This is a genomic window from Cytophagia bacterium CHB2 (assembly GCA_030263535.1).
In the GTDB taxonomy this organism is placed as follows: domain Bacteria; phylum Zhuqueibacterota; class Zhuqueibacteria; order Zhuqueibacterales; family Zhuqueibacteraceae; genus Coneutiohabitans.
In genome coordinates this window covers 1-10,582 of record SZPB01000264.1, presented here as the reverse complement: position 1 = coordinate 10,582, position 10,582 = coordinate 1, and the positions used below count along the sequence as shown (strand labels likewise).

Sequence of the window (10,582 nt, the reverse complement as noted above, 5' to 3'; positions counted from 1 at the left end):
ATTATAATTCGGGTTGCGCGAAGACACGCCATCAACAACATAGAGCATTTCACCGGTGCGGCCGCCGCGCACGTTAATGTGCAACCCCTCTCCGACCACGCCGGGCTGGCGCGCCACGAGATCCCGCACATCGGCAACCGTCGGCATGTTGGCAATGCGATCCGAAGACACGCGATACGAGCTGAATGTCACATCTTTTTCGATAATCGGCCTTTCTGCGACGACCGTCATGCCCTCCGTGATCTCCAGCACCGTCGGTTTCAGTGAGAAATCAATTTTCGTGGTCAGATCAACCGCCACCTTGACATTCGTGACGGTTACCGGTTCAAAACCAATGACCGTCGCCTTGACGGAATATGTTCCCGGCGGCACTTGTAAAATGAAGTAATAACCATTAACATCTGCAGCCGTGCCCATCGTTGTGCCAACAATCTGAACGCTTGCCCCGGCCAACGGCTCACCAGTTTGCTTGTCAACAACTCTGCCGGTGATTTTTCCCGTGGTGCCGGCAAAAATTAAAGTTGTGAATGCAAGCGACTGCATTACAAACACGACAACAGCAAGAAATTTCGAGTTGCTAGGTTTCATGGCCAAACCTCCGGATGAGGGCGAAGCCGGGTGTGAGCACGAGTTCTCTGAAATTTCGTGGCCCCATGCCGAATTCGCTTGCCTTCAAAACTGATAACCGAATGAAAAAGTGATTTCGTTGAAGCGTTCTTCTGTCGAGGAAATTCTTTCATTGTAATAGTCGCCGGCATCAAGCCACCAGGCTGTATCGCTGGTCCCTAGTTCGACTGCGGCGTCAAGCGTCCACGCGGCGCGCCGGACTCCCGCCCCAAAGGTTAAGGCTTTCACCTTAATTTGCTCGCCAAAGTATTGCCCTTGAAAGTAGCGATCTTTGTAAGGCCGAGGTTCGGTGTAATAACCGAAACGCAGCGGGAAATCCGCCCATTTCGCCGAGGCCAGATATTCCACGCCCGCCCGCACAACGTTGCTGTTCAACAAACCAGTCGCAACAGGATTCCCGTTGGTGCTCTGCTTTGCCTCCGACCAGGCGCGATTTTCATAATCAACTGCGAAGGTCATTCGCGACATGGGCCTGAGCGCAAGTCCAACGCAATAAAAAAGTGGAATCTCCAGCTTGAATTGATCCAGGTCTTCAGGCGGGGTGTGAGTGGCCACAGTCGCCGACGTTGTTCCGGTCGTGTTCGTTGCTACCAACTCTGTTTCTTGTTTTTCGGAAATCTCGAATTGCCAGGACGGCGTCACGGTCGCTCCCAACGCCAGCCAGGAAGCGGGTCTGATTTGCATGCCGAGCATAGCGAATGAACCGGAATAGGATTCCTCATCCTGAAAGCCATAAAAAACAAATTCATCGAGAAATGGTGATTTCAATTCCAGTTTATATTTTGAAGCGCCATTGACGAAATGATCAGTTTATATTTTGAAGCGCCATTGACGAAATGATAACTCGCACCAATGGCAAGCTGAGGCATTATTTCCCACGCCACGCCCGGCACGAATGCATAAAGGCTGCCGGTGGGTGTTTCGATTTCATCAAGCGTGCCGGCGGGATAGATATAAAACGTATCTGTAACTTTTTGCGCAAGCGGACTCATGCGATGATAATTGACGCCGAATGCAATCCGCTGCCGCCCCAACATTACCGGATAAACCGCGCTTGCCATTGCCGGCAATATCCGCGGCTCCACTTGCGAAACAACTTTAAGCCCGGAGAGCGGTTGCACAAAAACTTCGCGGTTATTGAGATTAAAATTGTTATCCAGGGAGAGAGTCGGGCCTGCAATGCTGGCCAGCCCGGCGGGATTCCACACCATGGCGGCAGAGGATTGCACCGTGGCAGTTGCTGCGCCGCCCATGCCCAAAATTGCCGCACCCGCACGCCGAAAATTCAACTCCAACTGCTGATCAAACGAGCGAGCATAATAGCGTTGTGATACAATACCAGTAACATTGCTTTGGCCATGGGCTAACGTGCTCACCCCAATGCTGAGAAGTAAAACGAACAACCCATTTTGAGATTTTGTCATAGCGCGCTCTCGGGAAAATAATCAAAAAAAGTTGCAACCTTTTTCAGGGCTTACTCGTCTTACCCGATGAAACGAAAAAGCCCCCACCATCGCTCTTCCTTCACCTACGGATAGTGAGGGCGCTTGATGATGAACGGCAATTTCGTTTTCGCAGACCTGAAGGTTATCGGCGCTTGACTTGGCGGTCCGCCGGTAGCCTTTTTATTTTATGTTAAAGTGGATTGCGCTATGCAGGTTTTTGCAGCCAGAGAAACAAACTGACAACCTTTGACACATCACATAACTTGTGTGGAGTTGCTCCACAGTCATAGTGATTTGCATCCAAGAAAACGTTTGGTCAAACTGGTTTCTTCTGCCGCCGATATGATCATCGTTTGAAGAAAAAAACGCGTCCTGCAATAGTTTAAGATGAGGCGGGAAAACAAACTCGAACTGAATACTACACAACGCTATGCAAAATTGTGCCGCATTGACGCTCGCGCTTGATGATTTGCGGTACTTGTTGTTTGCGTCGCGAGAGATTGGGCATCTTTTGTGTGAAAATTGTAGGAAATCGCAGCCTTAAAATTCGCGTGCCCAGTTTTAATAAAATTTAATCTCATAGTCAAGCCAAATTTAATATGAGCAAAAATAAGCAGAGAGATTCGCAATGCTATGATCTTCATTTGCCTGACTGCGCCAGTTTATTTTTTGTAATCGTTACCCTCCTTCGCTTGCGTCCCCGTTCACTTTAAAGCCTATCCCTCGCAACACGGCTGCCGCCGGTTCATCTCCACTCACATTTATTGTATAGTTGTTAAATTCTCGCCGATACACATAATCGTGGCGCAGCCGGTCAAACCACCGGCCTTGAGATGCTGCACTGGTTTGTGAGCCGGTAAAACCCTGGCGAAGCCGGTAATCATCTGCAGCAATATCGTATGTGTGCCGGACGGCTTCATTGAGCCGGCGGTTGCCATCCAGAATATTTCTATCCAACAGGATAATAGGCTGGTCAATATTCGGAATGAACGGGGTCGCATCCCACTCCGGTTTGACTTGGAGAAAGCGGCAGGCGGCTTCATAGATCATTTGCGTCGCGCGCAGCTTGCCTTCGAATGAATACCCGGCGATATGCGGAGTGGCCAGCATGACGTGTTGCAGCAACTCGGCATCGATCTGCGGCTCATTTTCCCACACGTCCAAAATCGCGGCGGACAAATGCTTGTCGCGCAAGACGGCTTTGAGCGCGGCATTATCAACAACAGCGCCCCGCGCGGTGTTGATTAACAAGCTGCCCGGCTTCATCCGGCGCAAGGTGTTTTCATCAAAAAGATGAAAGGTGGCATCCGGGCCGCTGTGCGTCAAGGGCGTGTGCAGCGTGATGAGGTCGGCCTGCAACAATTCCGGCAAGGGCAGAAACGGTGACTGCTCACGCTCCGCACCAGTAAGCCGGCGCGCGCGGGGCGGATCATTCAACAAAACGCGCAGGCCGAGCGCGGCTGCTTTCACCGCCACTTTGCTGCCGACATTGCCGACGCCCACGATGCCGATTGTCAGATTCGCCAGCGTGAGGTTGCGCTGCACGGCGCAAAACAACAGCGCCGCACAAATATATTCTGCCACCGCATTCGCATTGCAACCGGCTGCGCTGGCGTAGGTGATCTTTTGATGATGGAGATAGTCGCAATCCAGATGATCCATGCCAATGGTGGCGGTGCCGACAAACTTGACCGGCGTACCTGCGAGCAAGGCGGCGTTGACTTCGGTGATCGAGCGCACCAACAGCATATCGACATCGCGCAAAGCCGCTGCCGTGATATCGCGCCCGGGCATCAGCCGAACCTCGCCGAGCGTGGCAAAAGCGGATTGGACGAAAGGAATGTTTTTATCTGCGACGATTTTTAGCATAGTCATAACAAAAAGACCTTCCAAGCATTTCGCTGTGGAAGGTCTTTCTAAGATTAGAAGCGATCGCGACCGCCGCCAAAACCGCCACGGCCACCGCCGCCACGCCGATCGCCGCCACGACCACCACCACCGCTGCGACCGCCGCCACCACCGCCGCGTTTATCGGTTTTGGGGCGCGCCTCATTCACGATCAAGGATCGGCCTTGCAGCTCTTTGCCGTTCATTTCTTTGATCGCCGTCATCGCCTGCATTTTTGCCGGCATTTCGATGAAACCGAAGCCACGCGGCTCGCCGGTAAATTTGTCTTTGATCAGCGTAACTGTCGACACTTCGCCGTGCGCCGCAAAAGCGTCACGCAGTTCATCTTCCGACACCGAGCGTGCGATGTTACCCACGTAGATGTTCACGATACAACTCTCCTTAGATTGAATGATGAGAACAGAGCCATTCGCCGTTGAACGAATGGTGACTTGAGCCCGCATGATCGGGTTGCATCGCGACGCGTCAGTGAAGAGATTCGCGAAACAGGTCGGACGAACTGAAGAGCGGGAATGGTTTATGACTCGTTGCTGGCCGCTTGTTATTGGTTGCTGATCGGTCATTGGATTAATAACCAGCAGCCAGTAACCAGTAAGCCGCAACATTTTTAACTGAACAAGACTTCGATATCCTCCGCGCTGAGTTTTTTAAACAAGCCGGCATCGGTGGTAATTAAATCCGCCACAATGGCCTTTTTGCGTTCCTGCAACTGTAAAATTTTTTCCTCCACCGAATCGCGCACAATCAACTTGTACGCAAACACATTTTTATCCTGGCCAATGCGATGCGTGCGGTCAATCGCCTGCGCCTCCGCGGCGGGGTTCCACCACGGATCATACAGAATCACATAATCCGCTGCCGTCAAATTTAAGCTGAAACCGCCCGCCTTCAAACTGATCAGGAAGACGCGTATGTCCGGATCGCTTTGAAAGCGCTCGACTTGCGCCTGCCGCTCTTTCGTATGGCCATCGAGATAGGCATACGGGATTTTTTGATCGTCGAGCTTCAGACGAATGATGCGCAACATGCGCACGAATTGCGAAAACACCAACACTTTGTGATTCTCTGCCAGAACGTTTTCGAGCAATTCGTTGAGCGCATCGAATTTGCCCGAGACCGGCGCAACTTGCTGATCGACCAGCGCGGGGTGGCAACAGATTTGGCGCAGGCGCGTGAGGCCCTCCAGCACGTACATGCGTGAGCGCTCCAGTCCTTGCAAATCAATCTGCTGCATCACGTGCGCGCGATAGTAATCACGCCAGCGATCATACAGTTTGCGCTGCTCCGGCAGCATCTCGCAATAGAACAAATTTTCGACTTTGGGCGGCAGTTCCTGCGCGACTTCCTGTTTCGTCCGTCGCAAAATAAAAGGAAAAATCATCTTTCGCAAGAGGCTTGCGCTAGTATTGTCGCGTTCGCGTTCGATCGGCCGCGCAAAGGCGTTTTTGAAATAATTCAAGCTGCCCAGCAAGCCGGGATTGAGAAAATTGAACTGGCTCCACAACTCCTGCGTGTTGTTTTCCACCGGCGTGCCGGTCAACACCAGCCGGTGATTCGCCTGCAGAATGCGCGCGGCCTTAGCGGTTTGCGACAGGGGGTTTTTGATGTGTTGCGATTCGTCGAGTATGGTGTAGTGAAATCTCACATTTTTTAAGAACTCGATGTCGCGCCGCAATATGCCGTAGCTCGTCAGCACGATTTCAAAGCCGTCGAATTTTTTAGCGCGGCGGCGGTCCATGCCGGTATGCGCCAGCATGTTGAGTTTGGGCGTGAAGCGGCGGATTTCATTTTGCCAGTTGAACAGCGCCGAGGTCGGACAAACAATCAGGCTGGGCGTGTCCACACCGCGATTTTTTTCGCTTTGCAACAACGCCAGCGCCTGCACGGTTTTGCCCAGCCCCATATCATCCGCCAGGCAGCCGCCGAAGCGAAATTCCTGCAAAAAATAAAGCCAATCCAGGCCGCGTTTTTGATAGGGCCGCAGGCTACCCTTGAAACGTTTCGGCATGGCCACCGCGGCAATGCCTTTAAAGTTGCGCAATTTTTCCAGGCTCTCGCGATAGAGCTCGTCGGTCTCCTGGCTTTCCGCCTCGTCGAGCAGCATGTCGATCAAGGTGAGGTGATGGCGCGAGACCTTGACACGGTCGGTCGACACCTCGCCCAGGTTGAAGAGATGCGCGAGCCGCTGTTGCCATTCTTCCGGCAGCAGCGCGGTGCTGCCGTCGCTCAATCTCACATAGCGGGTTTGATGCACCAATGATTTGCGCAAATCCTTCAGCGAGACCAGGATGCCGTCGAAGTCGATCACCAGCTTGCAATCGAACCAATCGATCGAACTGTTGACGGCCACGTGCAATTGCGGCTGCGCGCGGTTGACGCGAAACTGCTTGAGTTGATCTTCACCGACCACTTTGAAACCCTGCGCCAGCAATTTCGGCAGCTCGAAGAGCAGCCAATCCACCGCGCGACTCTCGCGCAGCACGAATTCGCCGGAGGTGCTTTGCCGCGCGCCGGAGGCCACCAGCGCCTCGCGCGCTTCCGCCTCCGCAGGATGATCGCGCCGCACGCGCAGGAAGCTCAAGCCCTCACCGTGGTGCAGCATCACCGCTTGATCAGCGTCAGCGCTGATCAGCGATTCCGGCAATTGGCAATCGAGCTGTTTGCCGCCATACACAAAAACAAGCCGCACCAGAAGATTTTCATACTGCTCGCTGAGATAAAGGCATTTTTGCGTGAACCGATCAATCACCGGAATGTCATCAGCCTGCGGCAACACAAGATGCGAGAGCAGCCCCGGAATGCGTTCGATCGTTGCAAAAAACTCATTCAACTCGGTGCGCGGCACGCGAATGCTCGAGGGATGCGTTTGCAACGACAGCAAAAAATCACGCGGCGGATTGCCTTCCACACGAATGATCTCTTCGCCGCGCGCCAGCCACGTCGGTTGCGTGCTCAATACATGCGTGTGTTGATCGAACGGCAAGGCTTCTCCGTTGCGAATAATGACCGGATGCAGGGTGACGCCTTCGCTGTCCTGTTCAAACCGAATTTCAAAACGGCAGGGCGAGGCTTCCACCTGCAGCGGGCGTGAGCGCTCCGCGTCCGCTTCCCAAAAAAATTCACTGTCGCGCAGCAATTCGAACAACATGCCGATGTCCGCGCCATAATCGAGGCGATAGCCGTGCGTCTCGGCTGCGCTGTTGAAGGGATACCGCGGCGCCGGCTGATTCGCCGGGGCGAAGCCGGCCAGCATCATCATCGCGAGATTCTCGCGCTGCGTGCCGTTGACGCGATAATACGGCTGCTCATGGCTGGTGGTGGGATAGGCCGCGCCATAGGAACCGTCTTTGCGGCGCCGGCTGCGAAACGGCGTGATTTTCCACTCTTGCGGCTGCAAGCTGAGGGCAAAATAAATACTCCAACCTTTGCGTTCACTGTCCGGCGCTTCGGGGGCAACCGGCAGCTTGCCCGCGTGATGCACGTTCGTGATCAGGCTGCGCCAGCCTTTGTTTTCCGGCAGCGGTTCGGGCGCGCCATTGCCGTTTGACTTTTTTTCAAGCTTTCTCAAATAGGCGGGAGAGGAATAATAGTCGCGCGCCTTGAGCAGCGCGGCCACGACATGCTCACAGGCGGAAGGATGCAAGCAGGTGCAGCTTGTGACGAATTGATTGTCGCTGCGATGAATGGAAACCGAGTGTGCCGGAAAATCATGCACGCGTGCGGAAAAAAAATCCTCATCCGTTTCCAGCAAACGCACACGCCCGGAGTCGTACCACTGCTTCCCGCGATGATACGTGTCTTGATTGGTTAAGCCGAGAATTTCGCCGTTCTTTATTTGCATCGAAATTTAAAACTGAAAACTCCATGTTATTCTATTAATCCATTAGCACCCACGTCCCCACCGTTTTGCATGAAAGCGGCTACGAGGGAATGAGAACAGCAAGCATGCGCGTTGCCGTGCCTCACGCCGGCGCGTCTACAATCTCGATTCGATCTGCACCGGAATTTGTGATTCTGATGGGAAGCTCATAAACCGCCTGCCGCACCAGGCACAGATTGTTCGATTTGTCGCAGTAGTAGTAAATCATTTCCAAGCGCAGGGCGGATTCTTCCTCGACAGCGGACACGAGCACCGGCAAGACAACTTCATGCGAGGGGCTGGGCACCGTCATCATTGTTTCCGGCAGGCGCAAGGAGTCATTGCGGCTACGCGCCAGAATTTGCAACGGCGAGCCTTCATTGAAGACCATCGTTTCCGGCAGCGCGATTTTGACATATACATGGGCTGTGCCCGGCCGCAAAACCTGTTGCGCCAAGCGCTGTGCGGGCGTGCCCATCGCAACCAGATGATCGGCCAATGGCAGCCCTTGCGGCTTGAGATTCAAAGTTGCGGCCTGCTTGGTGTGCAGATCGAGCGCGCGAATCGCATGGTTGTTGGTATCCGCAACGTAAAGCTTGCCATGCAACACCGCCAAACCGGAAGGCTCAAAGAAACGCGGCGCACGGCCGTTTTCAAAGCCGGGCGTGCCGTCCCCGAACAGCGTCTTGCACAGGCGCAGGTTGGGATCGAGAACCTTGATTTTGTGATTGTAGGTGTCGGCCAGAAAGACTTTGCCGTCATGAAAATGAACGCCCAGCGGATGCTGCAGCCGCACACTGTCTTCCGCGCCGTCGTGATCGCCGAATTGAAAGAGATCACCGCCCACCAGCGTGCCGACTTTCTCGCTGCGCAGATCGATTTGCCGCACACATGAAATTTCGCTGTCCGCAATAAATAAACGCAGCAATTGATTGCCGATCACTTCGCCGGTAATGCCGCTCGGCTGCGCAAATGCCGCCCCCAAGCGCTCGCCGTCACGCCGCGCTTCGTGGCCGCTCCCGGCAAAGGGTTCAAGACGATGCGTTTTCAAATCGATCGACCAAATCTGATGCGGCCCGGCCATCGCGATATAACCCATGTTCGCATGAATAAAAATATCCCACGGCGAGTTGAGCGCGACTTTCAACGCGGCGCCGCCGCGTTGGCCGTAGCCGCCTTGTTCGCCCGTGCCGGCAATCGTGGTCACGCTGCGCGCGCCAAAATCAACGCGGCGCAGGAGATGATTGTCGGTGTCGCACACGATCAAATCTTCGCCATGAAACGCCAGGCCTTGCGGATGATAAAAATGCGCGGTTTCGAAATCGCCGTCGGCATTGCCCGGCAGGCCGCTGCCAATAATGTCGCGAATCACGCCGTCCGGCGTGCAGACGATCAGGCGATTGTGTCCGGAATCTGCAATAATCAAACGATGCGTTTTGGCGTCCGCTGCAATCTTTCCGGGATAACTCAAAAGCGAGTCCGGCAGATCCAGCCGCTCGGGTTGCAATGCCACCGGCGAATTGTCGAGTTTGCCCTCTTCTTCGAAAATGGCGAGCGCCACTTCAAGATAGTTTTCCAAGATGTCACGATTGCCTTCACCGGAGAACACGCCGAGCAAATAGCCTTCCGGATCGATCATAACCAGCGTAGGCCAGGCGCGCACCGTGTACGCCTGCCAAACCTGATAATCCTGATCAACCACCACCGGGTGTTCGACTTCATAACGCAACACAGCCTGGCGCACGTGTGCGGCTTCTTTTTCGTTGGTGAATTTGGCGGAGTGTACGCCAATCACGACGAACGGCCGGCCGGCATACTTTTCTTCAAGATATTTCAAATCCGGCAACACGTGCATGCAATTGATGCAACAATACGTCCAGAAATCAAGCAGCACGATTTTGCCGCGCAGTTCTTTGAGCGAGAGCGGACGGCCGGTGTTCAGCCATTCCAGCTCCGGCGGGAAATCCGGCCCTTTGATTTTTACTTTCGTGCGAACTTCGCGGATTTTCTCGCGAATCTGCGTGTGCAGCGACAGGCGGTCAGCTTCGGTACGAATCGGCGTCATGGGAGTATTGTGCTAAAGATTGATTTCTTGCAAGATCATAAAGAGCGATGAAAGATTTTTGCTGATCCTAGCATGGCAAAAGCTCTTAACATAACAAAAAGAGTCTGTTTCCCTCGCCATGTCAAAATTATTGACTATGCCAGGCGAATTCTAAAAATCTCGTTTGAAGCAACTGGAAAATAGGTAAAATGGCGAAGAGATACAAGCAAGAATTCGGCAAGAATGCCCTGAAAACCCACGGCAAAAGATTATGATTTTGTTACTTTTCTGTCATGTCATCATATGCAACCCACTCTCAACAAGGATGAAGTCAAGATGACTCATACCGACGGAACTTTTGATATAAAGCTCACGTTTCTGGCGCAAAAAGAAACATTCGAAGACGCCAACGTGAGCGGAAGATTTGTTGACAAACAATTTCAAGGGATTTAGAAGGGGCAAGTAAGGGGCACATACGGTCGACCGCTACCGCCGTTAAAGGCTCGTCGGGATACGTCGCGGTCGAAAAATTCAGCGGGAAATTGCATGGCCGTACTGGCAGTTTCGTACTACAGCACAGCGAAATTATCACGCGCGGCAAACTGTAGTGCACCCCATTTTTTGGACACAAAAAGGGCTTTTGTTAAGGAACTTTGACTGCGGTTTTGTTTTGTTTGTTCCACTGGTTTTCGAATTCGA

The 10,582-nt window shown here is 53.4% G+C and carries 8 protein-coding genes; 1 reads left to right on the top strand and 7 read right to left on the bottom strand.

Features of this window, described 5'->3' with window-relative positions:
• The 7 genes from FBQ85_21240 to FBQ85_21210 all read right to left on the bottom strand — a co-directional run.
• The coding region (locus FBQ85_21240) for a TonB-dependent receptor (GenBank protein ID MDL1877663.1) at window positions 1–588 on the bottom strand (588 nt) is incomplete at its 3' end.
• A gap of 84 nt (window positions 589–672) precedes the next feature.
• The gene (locus tag FBQ85_21235) at window positions 673–1,311 is read right to left on the bottom strand and encodes a hypothetical protein (protein MDL1877662.1); all 639 of its coding nucleotides are present in this window, start codon (window positions 1,309–1,311) and stop codon (window positions 673–675) included.
• Between the two features lie 80 nt (window positions 1,312–1,391).
• The gene (locus FBQ85_21230; protein MDL1877661.1) at window positions 1,392–2,051 is read right to left on the bottom strand and encodes a hypothetical protein; all 660 of its coding nucleotides are present in this window, start codon (window positions 2,049–2,051) and stop codon (window positions 1,392–1,394) included.
• Window positions 2,052–2,750: 699 nt separating this feature from the next.
• Complete coding sequence (gene pdxB, locus FBQ85_21225) at window positions 2,751–3,947, bottom strand: 4-phosphoerythronate dehydrogenase PdxB (GenBank protein MDL1877660.1); 1,197 nt, start codon at window positions 3,945–3,947, stop codon at window positions 2,751–2,753.
• 47 nt (window positions 3,948–3,994) lie between these two features.
• The gene (locus FBQ85_21220) at window positions 3,995–4,348 is read right to left on the bottom strand and encodes an RNA-binding protein (protein ID MDL1877659.1); all 354 of its coding nucleotides are present in this window, start codon (window positions 4,346–4,348) and stop codon (window positions 3,995–3,997) included.
• Window positions 4,349–4,587: 239 nt separating this feature from the next.
• Window positions 4,588–7,821: a serine/threonine protein kinase gene (locus FBQ85_21215; protein ID MDL1877658.1), complete on the bottom strand. Its 3,234-nt coding sequence runs from the start codon at window positions 7,819–7,821 to the stop codon at window positions 4,588–4,590.
• A 121-nt stretch (window positions 7,822–7,942) separates the two neighbouring features.
• Window positions 7,943–9,904 carry a redoxin domain-containing protein gene (locus tag FBQ85_21210; GenBank protein MDL1877657.1) on the bottom strand — a complete coding sequence of 654 codons (1,962 nt, stop codon included), beginning with the start codon at window positions 9,902–9,904 and terminating at the stop codon, window positions 7,943–7,945.
• A 416-nt stretch (window positions 9,905–10,320) separates the two neighbouring features.
• Between FBQ85_21210 and FBQ85_21205 the strand changes: the two genes are divergently transcribed.
• Complete coding sequence (locus tag FBQ85_21205; protein ID MDL1877656.1) at window positions 10,321–10,491, top strand: DUF3224 domain-containing protein; 171 nt, start codon at window positions 10,321–10,323, stop codon at window positions 10,489–10,491.
• Window positions 10,492–10,582: the final 91 nt, after the last annotated feature.

Coding starts and splice junctions, on each gene's coding strand:
- FBQ85_21235 (MDL1877662.1), bottom strand. CDS start 1,311: ATGCAAATCAGACCCGCTTCCTGGCTGGCGTTGGGAGCGACCGTGACG.
- FBQ85_21230 (MDL1877661.1), bottom strand. CDS start 2,051: ATGACAAAATCTCAAAATGGGTTGTTCGTTTTACTTCTCAGCATTGGG.
- pdxB (MDL1877660.1), bottom strand. CDS start 3,947: ATGACTATGCTAAAAATCGTCGCAGATAAAAACATTCCTTTCGTCCAA.
- FBQ85_21215 (MDL1877658.1), bottom strand. CDS start 7,821: ATGCAAATAAAGAACGGCGAAATTCTCGGCTTAACCAATCAAGACACG.
- FBQ85_21210 (MDL1877657.1), bottom strand. CDS start 9,904: ATGACGCCGATTCGTACCGAAGCTGACCGCCTGTCGCTGCACACGCAG.